Raw genomic sequence first — 21,867 nt, 5'->3', positions numbered from 1 at the left:
ATGATTAGAATTTTTTATACCTAACTATTAATTAATTTTAAAACTTTGTTAATACTTCATTAAGCATTTCCCTTGGAGTAGGATCTCTTCCTAATTTAACTCGTAACTTGTTAACTATTTCGTCCATGAATTCTTTAACTTTCTTACCAGCAATACAAAAATCTGGTACTTTAAAATCAGGTATACCATCCTTGTAGCTTTCCATTACATCTTTCTGCTCGTCTTCAGTAGCAAAAGGATAAGACATACACGCATAAGGCTTAAATTCATGTATCTTACACTTCCAACTATCTTGAAAAGGACAAGGTCTAGAAAGTGTATAAAATCCGTTATGTTTTCTCAAGTTTTTTAGTTCCTCTTTACTTAGTCTTGCTTTTAATTCCTTATAATCAAAGTGATAAACCGGGACTGGAAGACCGAGTTTGCAACATTTTCCTCCACATTCCTCACAGTACTTTCCTAAATCAAGAAAATTATTCATTATTACTTGATATAATATAGAATACATAGCAAACTTAGATATAGGAGCATTAAACTTCTCTAAAAAATCTAGAAGTGCCTCTAAACTCTTAATATCTCCTCTTAGTGCATTTTTAGTTAACATATGAATCTGATCAGCATTCACTTGCTTACTTACTCGCTCAATATTAAAATGTTATCTCACGTTAATCAAAATTAAAAGAGGTAAAAGAGATACTATAATAACTAAATACCATAAATACTCTAGAGAAAGATACGGTAATAGTAATTCTAACATTCCTAGACCTATTTGAATAGAATTAACTTCAGCTAAAGCTAATGAAGAATTTTCACTCTTAACTTCTTTCACTACAAAAGCGTAAATTATTGAGATAGCCATTTCATTAAATATGCCCATTATAACGAGACCTATTAGAAAATAGTTATAAAGGAAAACTACTGGAATAACTCCTAGAATGCTTGAAATGATAATTCTTAACTTATCGTTCTTTATAAAGGAAAAAGTAAAGGTAAAAACTCCTCCGATAACGGATGATAGTAGCAAAAGAGAAGATAAGGAACCAGTAATTATGGAAGATTCGCCAAGCACATAATATGAAAAAGTAGGGAAATATTCGCTTACCACATAATAAGAACCCCAAACACCGGCAGTTGAAAGAGCTACGAGAAATACATTCCTATTTTTCAACACTTTAAACTCAGGTTTAACATTTTGATATGAAATAACATAATTTATAACACCAGCGATAATAGTTAAAGACCCTAAAAGCAAAGAAGCATAAGTAAAACCCACTAATGAATCAACAAATCCCCAGTTAAGCCCTAATATTCCTCCTACAGAAAACATCGCATTATAGAGTCCCATCACTAAAATAGTCCTACCCTCATTAATTAATGCTAAAGTGCCCCCAGCTGAAGAAAAGAAAAATGAAGCACCGAAACCTGTTAAAGCGTAAAGGAAGAGTACTTCTCCAATATCTTTACTTAAACCTATTAAACTATCACTTATTCCCATAATAATAAGACCTAGTGTGTAAGTGTTTTTCATTCCCAGTCTAGTAGAAATTAACCCAGCTGGTATTTGCATTATTGCAGCAGTTACAAAAAAGGATAGAGGAATAAGGTTTGCAAAATATTTAGGGGCTGAGAATTCGCTGAGCAGATAAGGAATATAAGGAGAAAGGAAGAACCAACTAGCACCATAAATTATTCTTGCAAATAGAATTGGGTAACCTCTCACATAAGACATAGTGTTATAACGTTTAAAAAATCATCTAAATAAGTCTGTTATTTTTTTCAAACTCCTCACTCATTCTTTGTACTTCAAGTGAGGAAAGAATATCTAAAACTTTTCTCATATAAACTTTAACGAAGTAGTAAATTTTGTATGATCTAAACTCGTCTTCGTTACTTGTTATCACTCTTAAATATTCCTCAGGTTCGTAGTATTTTACCGAATACTCAATACCATCAACATTTATTGAATTAGGAGGAACCTTTTTAGAGACAATAAGAAGAGTGTTTTCCCTTATTCCAGCTAACATAACATACCATTTGTCAATTTTATCTAAAGCTTTAAGCACAATTTCCTTTTCATCCATAAATATCACTTTCTTAAGTAGAATTAAAATATTTAATTATAAAAAAGTTGTTTATTATACATTACTGACTCAAATAATAAAGGTTAGTTAGAAGAAATTAAATCTACAAAATTTTATTAGTATTTCTTCTAAGCGTTGTTTATGATTAGCATACTGTATAATGAAATAGTCTCATGTAGCAGATGTGAAAGGCTAATAGAATATAGAAAAAATTTCAAAATACCGCCTAGATTTAAAGATTGGAATTATTGGAACAAGCCAGTACCAGGTTTTGGGGATGAAAAGGCAAAAATACTAATAGTAGGTTTGGCTCCAGCACTTCACGGTGGTAATAGGACAGGAAGAGTGTTTACTGGTGATGAATCTGGAAAATGGGTTATTAAAGGACTTTATGCCTTAGGTTTATCAAATAAAGAGGAGGGAAAAACAAGAGAGGATGGACTAGAAGTTAAAGAAGTTTATTTGACAAACACTGTAAAATGTGCTCCTCCGAAAAATAAGCCAACAAGAGAGGAAATTTCACATTGTTCTAGGTTTTTAATAGAAGAAATTAAATCACTTCGAATAAAAGTAATTTTAGCCCTTGGTAGAATAGCTTTTGATACTATTCTTTCGCTTTATGGAATAAAAAGTAAGTTTTATCATGGAGTCATTATAAAATTACCAGACAACAAAATTCTAATAGGGTCTTATCACCCTAGTGCTCAAAACACGAAAACTGGTAGATTAAAATGGGAGGATTGGATAAAAATACTTAAATTAGCTTATGAAATTGCTAATAATCCTCAATATTAACTTGCTTATGTCTTACAAAAGTACCTCTTCTTAGATCAGCTAAAGCCTCAAGGATTTGGTCTTCTGTATTCATCACTATAGGACCATACCATGCTACGGGCTCTTCTAATGGTTTTCCAGACAGAATTATAAATCTAGCCTTACCTTTTACTACTATTTCATCACCCTCTCTGTTAAATATAACTAGATTCCCCTTATCAATTTCTGGAACATTAGGAGAAAATTTAGCTTTACCATCAACTACAAATGCCAGTACTGTATACCCATTCTTAACGCTTAAATGAAACTCTCCATCTAAATTAACATCAAGATATAAAGGATCAACATCACTTTTAACTCTTATAGGTCCCTCAATCCCTTTATATTCTCCTACAAGTATACTGACTTTACCAAAGTCGAATCTCTCCTTGGGAAGTGACTTTATATTCCTATATGTAGGTTCTGTCATCTTTTTGTAAGAAGGAAGATTTATCCAAAGTTGTAAACCCTTCACTGATAAAGGATTTTGATTATACTTAGCGATTTCTACGCCTTCTAATGGCTTTGGCATTTCTTGGTGAAAAATACCACTACCAGCAGTCATCCATTGGACTTGTCCAGGATATATAACTCCTTTATTTCCTTCACTATCTTCATGTTCTACCTTACCTTCATATAGTAAAGTGACAGTTTCAATACCTCTATGAGGATGCCATGGAAAACCTACTATATAATCCTCTGGATTAGCTGAACCAAAGAAGTCTAAGAGAAGGAAAGGATCTGTTAGTTGAACAGTTGTTGGACCACCAAAAACTCTATATAATTTTACGCCAGCACCATCAACAGTTCTTTTGCCTTCTAATATACCATATATTCCTCTTATCATAATGTTAAGTTTGTTTTCGTTTAATAAAAATGTTGTTCAACTTAGTTATGATTATCCTTAGATAAACATTATCGCCATAAATAACCATAATTATGATTATATAATTAGAGGACAAAGAAAAATAACATGACAAAAAATAAGTTAACTTTATTAAGAGTGGTTACAATTTCATCATACTTATTTCTTCTGTGAACCGCCTTGTTGCTGTTGTTGTCCTTGGCCCTCTTTCTTCTTCTTCGCCATATTAGGTCTAAAATATGATATCTAAAACCAGTTATTAAGCAATACTAAAATAAAACTTGTTAAATATTTACGTAAAAATGTACGATAGTATCTAAACATTAACCTGCTGTCTCTTTATCATGATATTATATCTTTTTCAATACACTGTAACGTATATACGAAAACTGTTTAGTTAGGTTCTTCTTCTAACGAATAGTGTTACCATATATTTCCGTAAATATTACCTTTTCTCTTATCTGAGATTGAATTTTTATTAAATCTATACTGGTTTTTTCAAGACCTTCTCCCATTTTCCCTTAAAATAGACTAATTTACCATCCTTAGCAATTACTCTTCCATCTTTTATAACGTAAAGAGGAGGAGACATAAATCTTAAAAGATCAAACACGTCATCTTCAGCCGTAATAACTAAATTAGCCCTATTACCAACGTTAATGCCATAATCTTTAAGAGACCATGCCTTAGCACCATTATATGTTATTAAGTTAATAGAAGAGCTAATCTCGTCTGGGGATAACATTTGATCTAAATGAACAGCCATAAAGAGGACATGTAGCATATTACCGCTACCTAAAGGATACCAAGGATCCATAATACAATCGTGACCCAAAGCAACATTTATACCATAACTTAATATCTCTTTAATAGGTGCCATTCCTCTCCTTTTAGGATAATTATCAAACCTACCTTGAAGGGAAACATTAACTAAAGGATTAGGAATTATATGAATACCAGCTCTTGCAACTATTGGTAAAATTCTGTATCTATAAGCTGCCTCCCATGAATGCATAGCCGTAACATGCCCCGCTGATACTTTACCCTCATAGTTATACTCTAACGTATACTTAGCTAAAACTTCTAAAAATCTCGAATTTGGATCATCAGTCTCATCAATATGACCATCAACTTTCCTATCATACTCTTTTGCTAGCTCAATGGCAAATTTTATAGATCTAACCCCGTCCTCTCTAGTAATCTCGTTATGAGGAATTAAGCCTACATTGTCTGCACCTCGTTGAATAGCCTTTCTTAATATCTCATCATTACCTTTATCAGTATAAATACCATCTTGTGGAAATGCAGTAATTTGAATATCAGCAATCTCCTTTACTTCTTCTCTAACTTTCAAAAGTGCATGAAGAAGAGTTAAGGACTTTTCAGTAATATCAACATGAGTCCTTATCCATAAAGTACCTTGAGCAACCATCAGTTTCACAGCTATAATAGCCCTTTTTATTACATCCTCTTCTGCCAGTTTACCTTTAACATCCTTCCAAATCTTTATACCTTCCCATAAAGTTCCGCTCTTATTCAGTACTGGAAGAAACACACTATCTAGGTGAAAATGCATATTAAAATAAGGAGGAATTACCAGGTGATTTTCTGCATCAATAATTTCCTCGTCATGCTCTTTGCAGTTAAAACAGTTAATTACTCCATCTTCAATGTAAATATTAACTATTCTACCATCTAAAAGTCTTGCATTTTTGATAAGCATATAGGAAATATGACTAATTCTTTTTAATTCTAATTATCCATAAACCTTCTTCATCTTTTTCTTTTTCTACGTTATAACCCCTAAAAAGATAAGAAATATCTGACTTTGAAATAACAATGACCTCGTCTTCATATTGCAATTTTTTCAATACTTTTCTTACTTTATCTTTAGCTTCACTCAAATCTTCTAGTGACAACGTTATTATCCGTTTCACACACTAACCTATATAATTGGGTTTAAATTCTTTTTGCAATGTATCGCCCTTCAACTTTTTAGTAAATTAATAAGGTAATATTAAAAACTTTTAAAAAATTTCATTTCCTTGAATAGTTAAATTAATACATAATTGATTGAATAGGAATTGAGTCAATTACTCCGTTAACCCCAACTAAAATTACTGAATTTAATGTAACTAGTATATTACCCGGACCTGGCATTACTGGAGTTAAAATCTTCTTTATTAACTTTCCTTCAATAGAAAGTACAAAAAGTATACCTTGCTGATTCTGTATTAAAACTCTTCCTTTAACTATGTCAACATTACTAGTAGTAAAACCAGTAGTAAAATTCCATAATACTTTACCATCTGTTAAGTTAACAGCATATAAAACCCCTACTGGCGAATCATGAAAAACAATGCCATGATAAATTACTGGTGGTGGCGATTCAAGATTAGGAGGCAAGGGAGCTATACCCTCATTTAACCACCAAATGACTTTACCACTATAGGCGTTCATAGCGACTAATGCCTCCTCCATTGTATTATTTTGAAAATGAATAGCTAAAGAAGTTACAACAATACCGTTAGCATATGCTGGTGAAGAATCATCTAAACCACCTAGACTAGAGAAGTTCTCAGAAAAATTATCATACCATAAGATCTTACCGTTTTCAGCGTCTATAGCCCAGAAAATATAAGGATGAGCAGAACCAAAATAAATTACGCTATTAATAAGTAACGGAGAACTCATACTCACGTAAGAACCTATATAATCACTCCATATCAATTCACCGTTAGTTAAATTTAACGCAAAAACTTCTCCGTTACCATTGGCCTCAATTATCGTTCCCTTATAATAAACTGGAGTCGGCATATCTTCTCCTAGTGTAGTATAATTCCATAGGATTTTACCATTAGATGAATTTAAGGCTACTATCATATTAGTTCCGGTACCCCTTAAAGTAGAATTAACAAACTGGTTGTTTCCTAAACCTACAATAAGAATGCCGTTGACAGTAATAGGTTGGGTCATAATCTGATTTGGAAATTTATCACTCCAGACAATTTCACCGTCAGTGATATTTATAGCATAAACACAGCCGATATCATAAGGTAAACTCCTAGAAGACATATTCATAGGTCCAGAAGTTGTAACAAAGAGTAAATCATTATATATAGAAGGAGGAACAATTATTGCACCAGAAACATTAATTAAAAAGTATCCAGTTGTGACGGGTGTAAAATAAACGTGTTGTGGATTACCCTCAAACATTATAGTATTACCAAAATATCCTTTGGTGTTCTCTGGTATTGATTGTATAATTTTAGGTATTGTAATGTTAGGAGTTGGGTTCATATTATTTACAAGAGTTGTCGTTATACTATGAATACCAACGGAAGGTTCTTTATGAATTTGATGTATTACTATGAAAAATGAGGAAGATAAAATAAGCATTACCCCGATAACAACGGAAAATATCTGATATTTATTCATTATAAGTTAGAAGGAGAGTAAGTTAATAAACTTTTTGAAAAAAAGAGAAATATCTTGATATTTTATTGATTTTTGAAAGCTAACCTAGTTAACCAATATATAGATTTTAAAACACCAATAGTGTTGTTTAAGTTAATACTTGAAAACTCCATTGACTTTTTACCCTTAGTTTCCTTTAATTCATAAAATATTTGATCTATGGAGTCAAAGACTCTATCAATCATTATTTTCACAATCCTTTTAACTATATTACTCTTTATCCCACTTGTTAATATAGGAATTAATTGTCTAGTAATTTTGAAATTATACTTCCAGCTAATGTAAAGTAAATCCCAATATTTTGAAGGTAATCTTTCCATGAAGGGAAAAGGATTATCTCTTATTCTTGTAGTAGCCATAGGAATTACTGGTAATGGAAAAACCCAGGCTATGAATCCATGGTCAATTATTTTCTGAACAAGATTAATAGATTGTTGGACATCTTCATCGGTTTCTTCCGGGTAACCGATGGTCATAGTGTAGCACGGAAATATATAGTTATCATTCATAATAGCAGTGGCATCAATTATAACATCAGCCCATTCTTTAGGAGTCCACGGAAAAGCCTTTGCCCTCATATATTTTTCCATAATCTTTACACTACCAGTCTCTAATCCCACTACAGGTGCTACAGCCCTATCAAAACTATACCTCGCAATCTCAGCCATTGCCTTAACAGTCTTAGGACTTTCCCTAACTGCTGGAGCAGAAATATGAGGCCACCATATACCATCAACACCCATACTCATAACTTCAGTAAAAAGCCTAACGATAGCGTCATGATTAGTCCTTAACTTTTGAGAGCCATAAAGCATTACATCATCAGTAATAAATTCAACCCTATTCCATCCACCCTTCATATTAACCTCAACTTCTTTCTTAATTACATCAAGAGGCATAGACCTAAAAGTCTCTGGAGTTATAGAACAAAACTGACAACCTCTAGGACAACCTCTAGTTATTTGAACCTCCCCAAGTCTTGCTGGATTAACTATTGGGGGTATTTGGTCAACCTTAGGATCCTTACCCTTAACAATTGTAGGGACTTCTTCACCATCCATTAGCTTCTTTACAACTTCTGGTAATGTAACTTCGGCCTCACCAATAAAGATGTTATCTATCCACTCAGGCTTTTTATTAAGTAACTCCCAAGCTCCTGGCCCACCAACAATTACCTTAAAATTATACTTAGCCTTTAACTTTTTGACTTCTTCCCCAAGTTCTTCAAAGAACTTGGCAGTCCATGTTGCACCTCCGCCAAAAAGCATAGAGAGTTTGAATGATACTGGGTTTAAACCAAACGGGTCATGAACAGTTAAACCCAAAACTTTAGTTTTTTCACTTACAGATTTTTCTAAATAGTCTGGTGGAATTACTGCTACATTAAAACCATGAGAGAGTAAAGACGCTTCAACCTTTCTTAGGGCATAAGGTGCATATATAGCTTTGCCGTCTTTATCAACTTTAATTGGAGGTGTAAAGAATCTATCCATAAAGAACCTAGGTACTAGCCTATATGGCATACAAGCTACATAACCTAATACACTAGAGCCTCCATAATCAGTAAACGAACCTCTATCTGCGGTTAAAATGACATCCCACTCTCTCTTCATCAAATATATATGTTTTGTTCGGATCCAAATAAACCTTTCTTTGAAAGAATTACTAAAAGTTCAAATTATCATGTTGAAAATATGTTGTTTAGTGTCATTTGTATCCTAATTTATAAAAAGAAATTTATGACAAAAAAGGAATATCAATAATTAGGTATATATGACTGATAGAACTTTTAAATTTCTTTTAATTTCTAGAGTTACAAGAAGTATAAGTTTAATTTACGTAAGTTTATCAATACCTTTGTACCTCTCACTTTTAGGTTTATCTCCAGTAACAATTGGGTTAATAGTTTTTGGAGTTGTAGGATTTTATGCATCATTATCTTTCGGACTTGGAATGCTTGGTGATAGAATAGGTTATAAAAAAAGCTTAATAATTGGTGATCTACTTCCCCTTATTGGAACTGCATTATTAGCTGTTGTAACTAGCGTAAAGCTAATCATACCTCTGCTGATTATTACTGGAATAGGTGGAGGTGCTTCTGGTGGATTAAGAGGAATGTGGAGCCCAGGAATCTCTGCATTGATTGCCTCTAATTGGAGAGACGAAAAAGAAAGGGTAAAAAGACTTGGATTAATTAGCTCTGCCGCATCTGCTGCGAGTATTATAGGAAGTCTTTTAATATCTATAAAGCAATTCTTACCTTTTTCATCCTTAGAAGATTATAGATTTATATTCGGTATCTCTTCTTTGCTTCTATTTGTATCTGTTATATCATTAGTTTTTGTAGAAGAAGCTCAAAGACCTAAAAAGACTACTAAGATAATGAAAAAATCTAGCCTTAATTATATTTTAAGGGTAATAGCATCTAATGCAGTAACCGGTGCTGGGATAGGATTAGCAATACCACTTCTACCACTATGGTTCAAGATAGCTTATCACGCAAATGATTTTGAAATAGGCTTAGTCTTCACATTCTCTTATGCATTAACTTCCATAGGTTCATTTTTAGCAACTAGAATAAAGTTTGATACACTCAAGATTGCGTCTATAACTAGAGTTTTGAACGGAGTACTTTTAATCGGAATTGCGTTCTCACCATGGTTTTATTTAGCTTCAGCACTTTATGCATTAAGGGGACTAAATGCTGGTATTGGAGCACCAAATAGGACAGCAATAAATGTTAGAGGTGTATCAGAAGAGGATTATGGAACAGCTACAAGCCTTCAAGGAATATCAACTAGAATAGCACAATTAAGTAGTGGATTAAGTGGTTATCTTTTAGAAACATGGATACCATTACCAGAATTAAGTGGTGGTATATTACAAGCAATTGGAGGGTACATCTATTATAGGCTATTAAAGGAAAAAAGGAAAGCTACAAGTAGTTAAAAAATTTATTAAAATTAATTTTTATATAACGAAACTGGTTAATATATTATGTGTAGAGTTATTTATGGATATAAGGATTTAACAGATGAAATTAAACAATATTACATACTAGATCCTATTGGATTTTCGAACTACAAAAAGAAGCTAGCATTTGACTTAAATTTCAAATTGCAGAGAGAGAACTCAGAAAAACTCAGAGATCTTTACTTTACAATTTTTGAATTATCCTCTATTATGAGAGAGCTCAATTTTAGAATGATTAATCCCAATTATGCTTTACCATCTCTTATTAACAAAATAAATACCTCATTACCGTTATTATGGAAAAATAGTGAAATATCATTACGACAGCCCGTAAAAATAGAGACTCAAACTAATTTTAATGAAAATATAGAGTCAAGCGTAACTATTGATCTTTTTCAACTTACAGGAATTAAGAATTTTGAATTAAAAGCAAGACTAAAAATTGAAAATAAAAAACTGACAGCAACTCTCGATCTCTCTCTTAAGATAGAAAATAAGGGAGTTTCTAAGAACGTGAATGAGGAAGAAATAAATAAACTTCTTCAGGTAACAGCTAGGGAAGTTAACCAAAAGTCCTTAATTTCACAGTCACAGCTAGACGAAATAGGGGAAAACTTAATAGAAAGTATGATAGAACCCGTATTACTAAGAGAAAGAGAAGAGTTTGAGATAAAAACTGGAATAAAAGACTTTATTTACATACCAAGTAACAGAGCATTATTACTTAATGCATCTGAATCAGCATTATCTGATGAGGAAATAGTTCAACTGTTTTCAGATAAATGTATCTTTGCGATACAAAGAGTGAAAGAAGGAATAAAAAACTTCAAATCCCTATTTTCAGCTGGCGTTAAAAACGAAAATGGAATACTGTATTGGAGTAATGAAAGTATATACAAAGCTCCCCCTTCGGTGAAGTCCTTAGCCTTAATAGATGCTGAGCTTTCTACAATTAAAGGAAAAGCTCTTATAGTGATAGAATACCCAGAGGAGTATTTAGTAGAGGAAGAGATCGATAGAATTATACAATTACTGAAAAATCTAGATAAGGAACACGAAGTTATTATAATAACTGGAAATAGAAAAATAAAGGAGTCTTGTGAAAAATGATTACGTGTACAACTGTACTAGACGATCTAAAAACGTTAGAAGAGTTTTCTAAGGCTAGATACCTAATACTCTTAGATGAAAACACTAAAGAAATAATTTATAAAGAAGATAATCCAGCCCTTCATTCAAAAGCAAAAAGACCAAGTGTAGCTAAAGAATGTGTAAAGTTGAAAGCAGACAAAGTTATAGCACCGCATGGATCATTGTGTTATCCTTCATATATGATACTTAAAAAAGCGAACATAAATATTCTGATTTCGAATGTTCATGACACTTTAGATTCGCCCGAATTAAGGGAAGTTAGCATAAAAGAAATAATATATTCAAGTTTCCAAGCCATATTAGAAAGAATAAAAGGAGAAGGTTAATACACTAAATTCGGAACTTATTTATCTAAATTAGAACTAGTACTATCGTAAATTTAAAGTCAATAAATCGAACTATACGGAACCTAGATTAGAAAAAAGTCTAATATAATTCTTTCGCTCAATTATATACGATAGCTATTACCTACTTCATAGATCAAAAAAAGAGTATATCAACTTTTAAAAAAGGGAAATATTTTTTAATAGTTTATAAAGCGAATAAACCAGTACAATATTCATAACAATAAACATTTCAACCCCTACAAATGGAAGTATACCATTACCCCATGCTAAGAACTTAAAGTCCACATTAGAATACTGAGGATAACCTAAAACAAAGAATATACTAAGTAAAGAATCTGCAAACATATAGATTCCTAACGCACCTATCTTAAATGTTAATGACATTTTAGGAATATAAGAACCCGCAAGAATACCGCCTAAAAATAGTGTTGCTTCTGATAAACCTCTATATAATGGAAAAGCAGCTCCTAATGCAAAAAATAATGGAATATGCCAGAATCCGGCTGGAATAATACCAAGAATAAATGATATTATAGAACCTTTAAAGAATTTATAACCTACTAGTACACCAGCAGCGTATAATGCATAATGATCTAACATATAAACTAATGGATTGTAGTATTGTAAGGACTCGACGTAAGGGTTAACAAAAGCCAAAATAAATACTGTAGGAACTACCAAGTCTTTCCAGTTTCTCATGCCTGAATACTTTATCATAAAAATATTTTGGGTTAGAGGATTTAAAAATTTACTTTCAAAAGAAAAGCAGATTAAAAGAAAAAAAAGATCAATTTATTTTAACTTTGTTACCTTATTATTCATATCACTTGCACTTACTTCTTTAGTAATTGAAGGTGTTCCAGAACTAGGTGGCTGAGTATTCATTGTTATTCCAGGAGATGCTGCAACACCAGTAGTTGGGGTCCAGAATATTGGGATTCCCACTCTAATCATTGTTAAAACAATTGGTAGTGCAATAAACACAAAACTCAATCCCATAATCATAGCACCATAAGTCATAACATCCATAAATGGCAAGAACTTAATCGGATATGCGTCCCATCTCCTTATTAACCCTAAATAGCCAGCATAACTCATTGTATAGCCAGTCAAGAGTGCACCAACAGTCCACATAGATAGACCTGCAAATAAGAACCCTCTACCTAACGAAGAGAAGTCTAATTTAGCACCTACTTGATTTCTTAACATATCTAGGATTATTGCTACACTACCAACTATAATTATTGTCCAAATCATCAAATGGAAATGCCCAACTACATAATAAGTGTTGTGGACAATTACATTAGTTATATTTATTGGAAGAATCAATGCTTGTAACCCAGCTAATATAAAACCTATGTATGCTATTAGGGCAGCAAAACCTACTGGATCCTTATAGTTATATCCAGTTGGACTGTAAAATATTGTTAAAGCTAAATTCAATACTGTTAAACCAGATCCTGCGGCTAAGATTAATGTAGTTGGTGTAATAAATGCTCTTATATACACTGGTAATGGGAATGTTTGTAAGTGATGAACCCAGGCTAACATACTAAAAGTAAACAGCAAAATTATGTTCCACCTAGCCCACCTTTCACTATATAATGGCCTTCCAGCATACTGCGGAATTAATGCATATAAACCGCCAAATACTGTAAATGGTACATAATAAACTACTGGATGGCCAAAGAACCAGAATAAAACTACCCACGTTAATGGGTTAACTGGAACATTAGCCCAGAAGTATAATGTATACCATAATTCTCCAGCAGCTAATGCTGGTTCTGTTAAGAAGATTAGAGCACCGGCAAACATCATAGCATAAGAGGCAAAGATTGGTATTTTACCCTCTTTTGGTCTTGTCTTTATAGCGTCAATAAACATGAACAATGACGCTAATATAGCAGCTACAGAATTTATGAATAGGAAGAAGTATGCCATTCCTATTAATGCATCTGTGTGATAGTTAAGCCATGATTGAGTTTGCAACGCTAAAGGAGGATACATATACCAACCAGTTATTGGACCTCCAGCAAAAGTTACTATAGGTGCTAAATTTAAAACCCAGAATAAGGCAGTAAGTGTTCTGAAATGAACTACAGACATTCCACTCTTATACAATGCATAAGCAAATATTCCTAGTGCTAGATCTTCAACAATTATGTACATCGCAGACATTCCGTGAAGAGTAACTAAGAAGTAATAAAGTGGAGAAATAGCATATCCCACGGTAGGATTCGTATGAGGATTTAATAAAATTGTCCTAAACCATAAAGCAGCAATTCCCATTACAATAAGCCATGATATTGCTCCAGAAATATATACTAAAGCCATACCTAAACTTGTTTTAGGATATAACTTCACCATCTTACATCACCCACAAATAACCATACATGTAAGAATGACCAATACCACAATACTCTGCACAATGGAACGTGTAATTACCAGGAGTCATTGGAGCATAAAAGAAAGCATAACTGTTAACACCCGGTACAATATTCCAATTCTGTGGTCCATGAGGTAGTCTAAGATAGAAGGCGTGCATTACATTATTACTATAAAGAATTAATAGTATTGGTTGCCCTGGTTCAACTTTAATAGCTGGAAAACCATTAACATAAGTTATAACTGTAGAAGTTACACTTATATTCTCCATGGTCCCGTTAGGCAAATAAATTATTTCAGTAGCATTCATAGGCTCCCAAGCCCATTGTACACCTAGCATATAAATTACTATAGTTCCGTTAGGCAATGGTTTAGGGACACCACTTCCCAATGGTAAACCATATCTATAAGTTGCAGCAGAACCATTTATGACGCTAAAATAACTATAACCAGTAAAAGCAGCAACCAGAATCAACATTACTATAAACCATATTTTCTCCCAATCTCTTTTATGCTCACTCATCTTACTTCAAAATTTAAATACATATATTGGTTTAAAAGTTTTTCTTAGTATAAATGATATTGAATGATATTACTTTTAAATAATATAATTCATTTAACTAAAAATATAAAAAAAGAAGCAAACTATACTCAGCTCAAAAAATATTTACTATCTTTTTCCTTATTAATAAGTAAAAGACTACACCAGCAATTATAGCTAGACCAGCAAGTAGAAAACCAAACGCATCTTCAAAAGGAATACTAGACGGAGGTGCGATAGTTGAAGCCATGATGAATAACATAACTGATCAACTAATTAAAATGAATAATAATTTATAAATTTTACTACTTTTTCTTCATAAATCTTATATTTTAATAAAAAACCAAACCAATATATATGAAAATAAAAACTTAATTGAGCTTTTGGTAAAAATAGATAAAAATAAATACTACTTTTTTAAAGTTGGGAATTGAGATAGCTATGAATAAGCTAGGAGTAGCATTACTAATTATAATTTTCGCTGGCACAGCAATCATGGCAGGGTTTATTGCATATAATTTCGCTATGGTAACTTACCCATTACCTAAGTCACATGCAGCAATAATACTAACTACAACAACAACTACCACTTCTACTTCTACAACTACCACTTCAACAACTTCTACTACAACAACAACTTCGTCCTTACCTCCTGGTGCTATTGCCTTGCCTTATGATGCTAGTAATCATACTGTATTCTTATATTTAGCTGCCTTGTCTACTGGTAACACTTTCAATTTTAATGGAACTTCTTTTGGAAAACTACACGTCTACATACCAGCTGGTTGGACTGTAATAGTTTATTTCACCAACGAACAAAGTGGTCTACCACACAACCTCTTGATAGTACAAAATGACACAGCAACACCAAATAGCTCAGATGTAGGAAACGATGGAAAAATACTACTATATGTAGGAACAACACCAAGCTCCTACACTGCAAATGGATTAATAAGCGGACAATCAGCTAGTGGATCAATAACACTACAACCAGGATACTACTGGTTCTGCTGTGGAATAGCAGGACATGCAGTAGCGGGCATGTGGGGAGTAATAATAGTCTCATCCTCAATAACAGTGCCATATGCAACAACATAAGAAATATATTCTTTTTTATTTATTAACTTAAAAATTAATAAAGTATATTCTTACACTGAGACAAGACTATTCTTAAACAGTCAGCAGATTTTGAAATTTATTTATAAAAATATCAGAATAAGGTAAATTAGGCTACTAATACAAAGACTTTAAAACTCTCACATGTAAATGTTTTCTAAACTAATGTTTTTGTTTTTCATATTTCTAGGTCTTTTCTGTAAATCACAACATAAAAAAGATTTTGCCCTTCTTCTATATACATATGTTTAACCTGAAGACTTATTGTTTCTCTTTAAACTGTGACTGGGTATAATTTGATATGAGATAGATAGAATAAGGTAATCAGTGTAGGAAATATATGTTTCCAGTGAGGTTTCTCCTAAATCATGAAATAAGGATAGGTTCTGTTCTCATGCAGTCATGAAATTCGAAAGTTATTTGTAATATTATGTTATTATTATTCTTTCATTAAGGCTTAAACTTAAAGAAGGGCTAGGCTTTTTAGAGTTTTATGAGTTCCCAATTTATAATACTCACTAATTGTTTGACAAGAAACTCCAAATTAGGATTTTTATGAGTAGGCACCTCATACCATGGCTTTAATAGACCTAAGTTTGCAACCTTAGGAGGGAGACTATGTAGACCATGGATAGTAATAAGCTTATAAGACTTTATATTTCCTCATCATAGATTAGTATCTAATTATCTCTATTTTAAAGTCCTATTAAGGTTACTAATAAGCGTATTATTTGATAAGTTATACTTTCTGAGATTTTAAAGGGCAAGATCTTGCCTATATATAGGTTATTTATCCTCACATCTTCTTGAGTTAGCACCTTAAATTTAGGTTTATTTGAATAATCTTCATTAAGAGAAGTTATTTGGGTTTTGAAACTAGGCCAAAAAGTGCCATGTCTATATATCGTTATTAAGTTAGAGATCATAATATATAAAAATAGCACTTAAAAAACTAATTTTATCAATAAATTAGAAAATAGAAGATATAATTTACTTATAGGCAATAAAATAAAAAAGTCTTTTCAACTTTGAGTAGTGAAAATAGTAACTTACCTCTTTCAATTTATGTTGTTGCATATGGCACTGTTATTGAGGATGAGACTATTATTACTCCCCACATGCCCGCTACTGCATGTCCTGCTATTCCACAGCAGAACCAGTAGTATCCTGGTTGTAGTGTTATTGATCCACTAGCTGATTGTCCGCTTATTAATCCATTTGCAGTGTAGGAGCTTGGTGTTGTTCCTACATATAGTAGTATTTTTCCATCGTTTCCTACATCTGAGCTATTTGGTGTTGCTGTGTCATTTTGTACTATCAAGAGGTTGTGTGGTAGACCACTTTGTTCGTTGGTGAAATAAACTATTACAGTCCAACCAGCTGGTATGTAGACGTGTAGTTTTCCAAAAGAAGTTCCATTAAAATTGAAAGTGTTACCAGTAGACAAGGCAGCTAAATATAAGAATACAGTATGATTACTAGCATCATAAGGCAAGGCAATAGCACCAGGAGGTAAGGACGAAGTTGTTGTTGTAGTAGAAGTTGTTGAAGTGGTAGTTGTAGAAGTAGAAGTGGTAGTAGAAGATACTGTAGTAGAAGTAGAAGTGGTTACTGTAGATACTGTCGTTGGTGGTAGTGTTGTAGTCACTGTAGTTGAAGATCTTGTAGCAATATAATATGCAGCAACTCCTACTAGAATTATAGCTATTACTATTGCTATTACTATAGGTGTATTTGACGCCATGTTAGTTAATAGTTTTAAATAGCAGATTAAAAGATTTTTCATTAATAAAACTTATATCTTTACATAAATACTTTGATCTTATTTAAATTATTATAATAAAAAGTAAATAAACATCTACGATATAAAACTTTCAGAGCTTTAAACTTTGTTTCATTATAATAAAATTTAGTTATATTAAATTAAAATATTTTTCAGTTACAAAAATATGTTTACTCAGTCATATATATATTTTCGAGAGTTAAGTTTTTTAAATATATTATTTTAAATTGTTAATGACAATAGGGTGTAATGAAGATGGCAGAAGGGAAGAAGAAAGATAACGTAGACCCTAATAGACGTGCAGTTATTATTGGTGGAGCAGCGGCTGTTGCTGGTATTGCAGCTGGTATAGTTATTGGTGGATACGCATTTCCGAGGACTACTAAAGTTGTCCAACCTCAAGTAACAGTAGAGAAGGAAGTTAGTACTGTAACTCAGGTAAGTACAACAACTACAACAGTACCTACACAGGTACCTCAGCAAGTAGGGTATGTTAAACAAAAAGTTGCTAATATATCACAACTTACTTCACCTGGGCAATATGTTACTACTATGTATATGGGATATCTAGTTTATATTATAAAGACTGGAGTACCCTCTGAAAATGGAGTTGGACCTAACAATGATATTGTAGGATTCTCAGCTTCATGTGCACATATGGGCTACATTTTAGTTTATGATCCTTCAAATAACTGCCTATTATGTCCAGAACATTTCAGCCAATATGATGCTACTAGAGGTGGAATGCAAGTTGTTGGTCATCCAAATCAGTTTTTACCACAATTAATTCTAGAATATGATGAGTCTACTGGAGATATTTATGCTTTAGGTTTTAATAGACTTGTATATGGTACATATAATACGGCTTTACAAGGTTTAGCCCAAATGTCTGGAGGTGGTAATTCATGAGTAGTTCTTCCTCATCTGTTCAATATACTGCTGTTCCGAATAATAAGGTACCTTTACCACCAGTAACTGCAGAAAGATATTCTGTTACATGTAGGTTCTGTAATGTTGGTTGTGGATATGATGTTTTTGTATTCCCAGTAGGACAAGAGGGTGGACCCTCAGCAGGACAGAATGCTATAGTATATAACATGGTAGATAAAGTATTTAATAGAAACTTACAAAACTATCAAGCTGATTATACTAGTGTTTTGCCAGCACTTTCAGCAAATTCTGGTACTCCATGGATAGGAGAAGGAATGGTAAGCAAAACTATAAGATATAATCCAAATACTCAAACATGGGAAGAGGTTTATATATTAGAAGTACCAAGTGCCGAATGTCCAGTAAATGAGGGAAACTATTCGACTAGAGGAGGAAGAAATGCGCAGAGAATATGGAGTCCATTTAATGACGTAGCATCTGGTTTTAGAGTTTATGAGACAAGAATAAAAACTCCTTTAATAAGATGGAATGGGACTTTACAAGCTGTAGGATGGAGTTATGTAATTGAGGCAATTGCCCAAATCCTTTACTATTATCTAACTAATGAGACTACCGACTACCCGGTAGGACCAGCAGCTACTGAGGTAATGGCTATAAGAGCTGATCATGGTGGAGGAGAAGGAGGAGGAGTATTCGGTAATTTAATGCCTGGATTATTTTTACATATGGGTTTAGCTACACCCTTTGTTAGATTCCACTATCAAGTAGCTTTTTCATTGACAGAAGATGCATTAATGGAAGCGACTAATGGTAAAGGAACAGACACCTCTAGTATGTTAGATATTAGTATTACTGACGTAATGGTAATGTGGGGTATTAACGAATATGTGACTTCTACGGTTAACTTAATTCAACATATATTTGATAACTTAAGAGGAGCTACAGTAAGTAGAAAACAGCAATGGTTTGAGCCTGGTGAACCTACACCACCTGGAATGGCAATTGTAGTAGAAGCAAGGCCTTCTGAAACTGCTCACGCTGTTGCAGCTGCAGTAGGATGCACAGTAGAACAAGCTATGAATGGAACGTGTAATGTGGGTAAATCTCAAGAAGGATTACCACAAGTGTTAGTCGTTCAAGTTAATCCTGGTACCGATACTGAATTAATAAATGCTGTTGCTGCATACATTTATTACACTTATGGAAGTACAACGGTTCAGAACTTTATAAATATGTATCAACAGGCTCAAAAGAATAGTAATAATGCCTTTACTTTTAATAACACTAATTATCAATACTACTTAGAATACTTGCAATCTAAGAGTCTAAGTGACTGGTTATCGGAGGCTGAACAAATTACTGGTGTTCCTCAGAATATAATCCAAATGATGGGTGATATGTTAGCTAAACCCAAAGTTGGGAGTAACGGACAAAACTATTATAAGAGAGTTGTAATAGAATTTGAGAAAGGAATAATATGGTCAGGTAACTATACTCCAATTTATTCATTAGCTAACCTAGCTATAATTATTGGAGCTTTATCTGGTAGACCAGGTTGTGGAATGTCAACTGGATTTGGACATCAAAGAGGTGCAGCTTTTCCATTACCTCCACCACCACCATGGTATCCTCAAATCGGCCTATCATTAAATCAAGGTAGAATGTTATGGATACAAATGAGTCAATATGTTCCACAACAATTGCAGAAACAAGGTATGACAGTTAATGGACCAAATATAGCCGAATTCGTAAAGAATTTCTACTCTCAATATACTAGTAGTTTAGTACCACAAATTTATCAGTATAATCCAGTTATTGACTATCTAATCTACAGTGGATATGGTAAAGTGCTCTGGGTATTCACAGCTGTTCCGTATAAGTTAACAATGGCTGGAGGAAAGTTAGCACAGACAATAAATCATAGATCTAAATTATTACAAGAATGTGTTGAAAACACATTATCAGCAGGCGTACCTAGTGGTTCTACTTCATCAATTATATCTTCCTCACCGTATTATAATACTAGTGCTGTAAGTTCGACTATTCCACAATTTCCAGATCCAGATACATATGCTCAAGCAGTAATATCATGCTTAAGTGGTAGTAATAAACAGCCTGGTGCATTGTTCATTGTAGGTAATGATATTATATTGAATCAAAATGGATTATTAGAAAGTGCAGCCCATATAATACTGCCTTCTGCAGCAAATCATGGAGAGACTTATGAGATTAGGTGGAACGGACATGATAGAAGATTAAGATTAGATGAACCTTTCCATTCGCCACCAGGAATGGCAATGCCAGATGTATGGATATATGCTATGATTGCATATAGATTATATCAATTGCTTGAACAAAACGGAATGGGTAGTTCACCACAAGCACAGAGAATATATCAAGCGTTCAATCAGATATGGACTTCATTAAAGAATAATATGATGCAGAATTCTCAGCCATTATCATTAATACCAGAATTCTCTGAATTCTATTATGACTACAACTGGTTTAACATTTATAGTGATATATGGGATTACTATGTAGCTAATGGTCCAACAAACTTCTCCTCATGGCCTTATGGATATCTTGTACCACATTGGGCTCCAGGCTGGTCTCAAATGTCTCTTAGTGATTTGAAAGCAACCAGAACCATTGGAGTACAGTTAACGATATTAGGAAAGACAACTAATCCAGATGGAAGCTTTACATTATGGGGATTAGTTAACTACGCTGAGCCAGGTATACAAGGAGCGATAAATGGGCAATTTAGAGCTGAAGCTGTTACTGTTAATCCAAATCAATCAGTAACTGTAGGGAATACGCAACTTCCTTTAATTACTAGAGAGGTTAAATATATTAATATTAATGACTTACAATCCATGTTTGGATATGATTACAATACACTAATGCAATATGTCATAGACGGTCTCAATCCATTCCCAATGCCATATGTAGGAGTGTTTGGATATGCTGCACAATTACAACAGAAATATAAGTACTGGGTTAATAACGGAAGATGGAATATAATCTTCCAGTCTGGGTGGACAGATTTCCAAGTAAGCGAAATATATAGAAGGGTACCATTCCCAATAATTGCCGTAAGCCAGCAAGATGCTATGAACGAGGGATGGAATAATGGTGATTTACTGTTGGTATATAACGATTGGGGATCAATTACTGGTGTTGCTTGGATATCTAATACTGTAGCTCCAGGACAAGTGTTTATAGCAATGGCATATCCAACAAGTCCAGGTGCTAATCAGTTAACTTCACCTACAGTAGACCCAGTTACGGATAATCAAATGGTTAAATGGGCTTGGGCTAACATTGTAAAAATAGGAACTTTACCACAAGATCTAGTACAGCAGATTACTTTTGCACCAGTACAGTTTAATGTACCATCATCATCGTCAAGCTAAATTTTTTAATTTTGTTTTTAGAAGTGA

Annotated in this window: 20 protein-coding genes; 7 read left to right on the top strand and 13 right to left on the bottom strand. The window is 33.2% G+C overall.

Translation table 11 applies throughout. The features are described from left to right. Positions 1 to 37 precede the first annotated feature (37 nt). The 3 genes from D1869_RS13160 to D1869_RS13150 are packed head-to-tail and all read right to left on the bottom strand — an operon-like array spanning position 38 to position 2,081. Positions 38 to 604, bottom strand: coding sequence for a YkgJ family cysteine cluster protein (locus tag D1869_RS13160; protein WP_156015990.1), 567 nt, complete (start codon positions 602 to 604; stop codon positions 38 to 40). Between the two features lie 51 nt (positions 605 to 655). Continuing rightward, complete coding sequence (locus D1869_RS13155; RefSeq protein ID WP_196772267.1) at positions 656 to 1,720, bottom strand: MFS transporter; 1,065 nt, start codon at positions 1,718 to 1,720, stop codon at positions 656 to 658. Between the two features lie 34 nt (positions 1,721 to 1,754). Beyond that, complete coding sequence (locus tag D1869_RS13150; protein WP_156015515.1) at positions 1,755 to 2,081, bottom strand: hypothetical protein; 327 nt, start codon at positions 2,079 to 2,081, stop codon at positions 1,755 to 1,757. 141 nt (positions 2,082 to 2,222) lie between these two features. On the opposite strand from D1869_RS13150, the gene D1869_RS13145 reads away from it, so the two are divergent. After that, positions 2,223 to 2,876, top strand: a complete 654-nt coding sequence (locus tag D1869_RS13145; protein WP_156015513.1) for a uracil-DNA glycosylase — start codon at positions 2,223 to 2,225, stop codon at positions 2,874 to 2,876. Here the strand turns inward: D1869_RS13145 and D1869_RS13140 are convergent. From D1869_RS13140 to D1869_RS13120, 5 genes are all read right to left on the bottom strand, one after another. Continuing rightward, positions 2,857 to 3,741, bottom strand: a complete 885-nt coding sequence (locus D1869_RS13140) for a pirin family protein (protein WP_156015512.1) — start codon at positions 3,739 to 3,741, stop codon at positions 2,857 to 2,859. The genes D1869_RS13145 and D1869_RS13140 overlap by 20 nt on opposite strands. A 502-nt stretch (positions 3,742 to 4,243) precedes the next feature. After that, a complete protein-coding gene (locus tag D1869_RS13135) occupies positions 4,244 to 5,482 on the bottom strand; it encodes an amidohydrolase family protein (protein ID WP_156015510.1) in 1,239 nt (412 codons plus the stop codon). Between the two features lie 13 nt (positions 5,483 to 5,495). After that, entirely contained in the window at positions 5,496 to 5,696 is a 201-nt protein-coding gene (locus D1869_RS13130; RefSeq protein ID WP_156015508.1) for a sulfurtransferase TusA family protein, read from the bottom strand. Positions 5,697 to 5,817: 121 nt separating this feature from the next. Continuing rightward, a complete protein-coding gene (locus D1869_RS13125; RefSeq protein WP_156015507.1) occupies positions 5,818 to 7,197 on the bottom strand; it encodes an outer membrane protein assembly factor BamB family protein in 1,380 nt (459 codons plus the stop codon). A gap of 62 nt (positions 7,198 to 7,259) precedes the next feature. Then, complete coding sequence (locus tag D1869_RS13120; RefSeq protein WP_156015506.1) at positions 7,260 to 8,849, bottom strand: B12-binding domain-containing radical SAM protein; 1,590 nt, start codon at positions 8,847 to 8,849, stop codon at positions 7,260 to 7,262. A gap of 160 nt (positions 8,850 to 9,009) precedes the next feature. Here D1869_RS13120 and D1869_RS13115 point away from each other — a divergent pair, with 160 nt between their 5' ends. Genes D1869_RS13115 through D1869_RS13105 form a run of 3 tightly spaced genes read left to right on the top strand, consistent with a single transcriptional unit; the run spans position 9,010 to position 11,687 of the window. Continuing rightward, a complete protein-coding gene (locus D1869_RS13115; protein ID WP_156015504.1) occupies positions 9,010 to 10,185 on the top strand; it encodes an MFS transporter in 1,176 nt (391 codons plus the stop codon). 48 nt (positions 10,186 to 10,233) lie between these two features. Further along, positions 10,234 to 11,319 (top strand): hypothetical protein, encoded by a 1,086-nt coding sequence (locus D1869_RS13110; RefSeq protein ID WP_156015503.1) that lies wholly within the window; start codon positions 10,234 to 10,236, stop codon positions 11,317 to 11,319. After that, the gene (locus tag D1869_RS13105; protein ID WP_156015501.1) at positions 11,316 to 11,687 is read left to right on the top strand and encodes a NifB/NifX family molybdenum-iron cluster-binding protein; all 372 of its coding nucleotides are present in this window, start codon (positions 11,316 to 11,318) and stop codon (positions 11,685 to 11,687) included. Before D1869_RS13110 ends, D1869_RS13105 begins: the two co-directional genes overlap by 4 nt. A 177-nt stretch (positions 11,688 to 11,864) precedes the next feature. Here the strand turns inward: D1869_RS13105 and D1869_RS13100 are convergent, their stop codons facing one another. The 4 genes from D1869_RS13100 to D1869_RS13085 all read right to left on the bottom strand — a co-directional run bounded on the left by D1869_RS13100 (position 11,865) and on the right by D1869_RS13085 (position 14,884). Continuing rightward, the gene (locus tag D1869_RS13100) at positions 11,865 to 12,425 is read right to left on the bottom strand and encodes a DUF1404 domain-containing protein (RefSeq protein WP_156015499.1); all 561 of its coding nucleotides are present in this window, start codon (positions 12,423 to 12,425) and stop codon (positions 11,865 to 11,867) included. 75 nt (positions 12,426 to 12,500) lie between these two features. Further along, positions 12,501 to 14,075 carry a proton pump complex quinol oxidase subunit SoxB gene (gene soxB / locus D1869_RS13095; RefSeq protein ID WP_156015497.1) on the bottom strand — a complete coding sequence of 525 codons (1,575 nt, stop codon included), beginning with the start codon at positions 14,073 to 14,075 and terminating at the stop codon, positions 12,501 to 12,503. Position 14,076: 1 nt separating this feature from the next. Next, entirely contained in the window at positions 14,077 to 14,616 is a 540-nt protein-coding gene (gene soxA, locus D1869_RS13090; RefSeq protein ID WP_156015495.1) for a proton pump complex quinol oxidase subunit SoxA, read from the bottom strand. 133 nt (positions 14,617 to 14,749) lie between these two features. Continuing rightward, positions 14,750 to 14,884, bottom strand: coding sequence for an LPXTG cell wall anchor domain-containing protein (locus tag D1869_RS13085; protein ID WP_184651053.1), 135 nt, complete (start codon positions 14,882 to 14,884; stop codon positions 14,750 to 14,752). A 173-nt stretch (positions 14,885 to 15,057) separates the two neighbouring features. On the opposite strand from D1869_RS13085, the gene D1869_RS13080 reads away from it, so the two are divergent. Further along, positions 15,058 to 15,732: a sulfocyanin gene (locus D1869_RS13080; protein ID WP_231113629.1), complete on the top strand. Its 675-nt coding sequence runs from the start codon at positions 15,058 to 15,060 to the stop codon at positions 15,730 to 15,732. A gap of 1,081 nt (positions 15,733 to 16,813) precedes the next feature. On the opposite strand, the gene D1869_RS13075 is transcribed toward D1869_RS13080, so the two are convergent. After that, a complete protein-coding gene (locus D1869_RS13075) occupies positions 16,814 to 17,494 on the bottom strand; it encodes a sulfocyanin (RefSeq protein WP_156015491.1) in 681 nt (226 codons plus the stop codon). 294 nt (positions 17,495 to 17,788) lie between these two features. Between D1869_RS13075 and D1869_RS13070 the strand changes: the two genes are divergently transcribed. Both D1869_RS13070 and D1869_RS13065 read left to right on the top strand, forming a co-directional pair. Beyond that, positions 17,789 to 18,442, top strand: a complete 654-nt coding sequence (locus D1869_RS13070; protein WP_156015490.1) for an arsenate reductase (azurin) small subunit — start codon at positions 17,789 to 17,791, stop codon at positions 18,440 to 18,442. Next, positions 18,439 to 21,840, top strand: a complete 3,402-nt coding sequence (locus D1869_RS13065; protein WP_156015489.1) for a molybdopterin dinucleotide binding domain-containing protein — start codon at positions 18,439 to 18,441, stop codon at positions 21,838 to 21,840. Before D1869_RS13070 ends, D1869_RS13065 begins: the two co-directional genes overlap by 4 nt. Positions 21,841 to 21,867: the final 27 nt, after the last annotated feature.

It is taken from the genome of Sulfurisphaera ohwakuensis, assembly GCF_009729055.1.
GTDB lineage: Archaea > Thermoproteota > Thermoprotei_A > Sulfolobales > Sulfolobaceae > Sulfurisphaera > Sulfurisphaera ohwakuensis.
This window is presented reverse-complemented; position numbering and strand designations above follow the sequence as displayed.

What these genes read in the sequence shown, in the direction of transcription:
- D1869_RS13160 (WP_156015990.1), bottom strand. Translation starts at nt 604, where the DNA reads ATGTTAACTAAAAATGCACTAAGAGGAGATATTAAGAGTTTAGAGGCA.
- D1869_RS13150 (WP_156015515.1), bottom strand. Translation starts at nt 2,081, where the DNA reads ATGGATGAAAAGGAAATTGTGCTTAAAGCTTTAGATAAAATTGACAAA.
- D1869_RS13145 (WP_156015513.1), top strand. Translation starts at nt 2,223, where the DNA reads ATGATTAGCATACTGTATAATGAAATAGTCTCATGTAGCAGATGTGAA.
- D1869_RS13140 (WP_156015512.1), bottom strand. Translation starts at nt 3,741, where the DNA reads ATGATAAGAGGAATATATGGTATATTAGAAGGCAAAAGAACTGTTGAT.
- D1869_RS13135 (WP_156015510.1), bottom strand. Translation starts at nt 5,482, where the DNA reads ATGCTTATCAAAAATGCAAGACTTTTAGATGGTAGAATAGTTAATATT.
- D1869_RS13125 (WP_156015507.1), bottom strand. Translation starts at nt 7,197, where the DNA reads ATGAATAAATATCAGATATTTTCCGTTGTTATCGGGGTAATGCTTATT.
- D1869_RS13120 (WP_156015506.1), bottom strand. Translation starts at nt 8,849, where the DNA reads ATGAAGAGAGAGTGGGATGTCATTTTAACCGCAGATAGAGGTTCGTTT.
- D1869_RS13115 (WP_156015504.1), top strand. Translation starts at nt 9,010, where the DNA reads ATGACTGATAGAACTTTTAAATTTCTTTTAATTTCTAGAGTTACAAGA.
- D1869_RS13110 (WP_156015503.1), top strand. Translation starts at nt 10,234, where the DNA reads ATGTGTAGAGTTATTTATGGATATAAGGATTTAACAGATGAAATTAAA.
- D1869_RS13105 (WP_156015501.1), top strand. Translation starts at nt 11,316, where the DNA reads ATGATTACGTGTACAACTGTACTAGACGATCTAAAAACGTTAGAAGAG.
- D1869_RS13100 (WP_156015499.1), bottom strand. Translation starts at nt 12,425, where the DNA reads ATGATAAAGTATTCAGGCATGAGAAACTGGAAAGACTTGGTAGTTCCT.
- soxB (WP_156015497.1), bottom strand. Translation starts at nt 14,075, where the DNA reads ATGGTGAAGTTATATCCTAAAACAAGTTTAGGTATGGCTTTAGTATAT.
- soxA (WP_156015495.1), bottom strand. Translation starts at nt 14,616, where the DNA reads ATGAGTGAGCATAAAAGAGATTGGGAGAAAATATGGTTTATAGTAATG.
- D1869_RS13085 (WP_184651053.1), bottom strand. Translation starts at nt 14,884, where the DNA reads ATGGCTTCAACTATCGCACCTCCGTCTAGTATTCCTTTTGAAGATGCG.
- D1869_RS13075 (WP_156015491.1), bottom strand. Translation starts at nt 17,494, where the DNA reads ATGGCGTCAAATACACCTATAGTAATAGCAATAGTAATAGCTATAATT.
- D1869_RS13070 (WP_156015490.1), top strand. Translation starts at nt 17,789, where the DNA reads ATGGCAGAAGGGAAGAAGAAAGATAACGTAGACCCTAATAGACGTGCA.
- D1869_RS13065 (WP_156015489.1), top strand. Translation starts at nt 18,439, where the DNA reads ATGAGTAGTTCTTCCTCATCTGTTCAATATACTGCTGTTCCGAATAAT.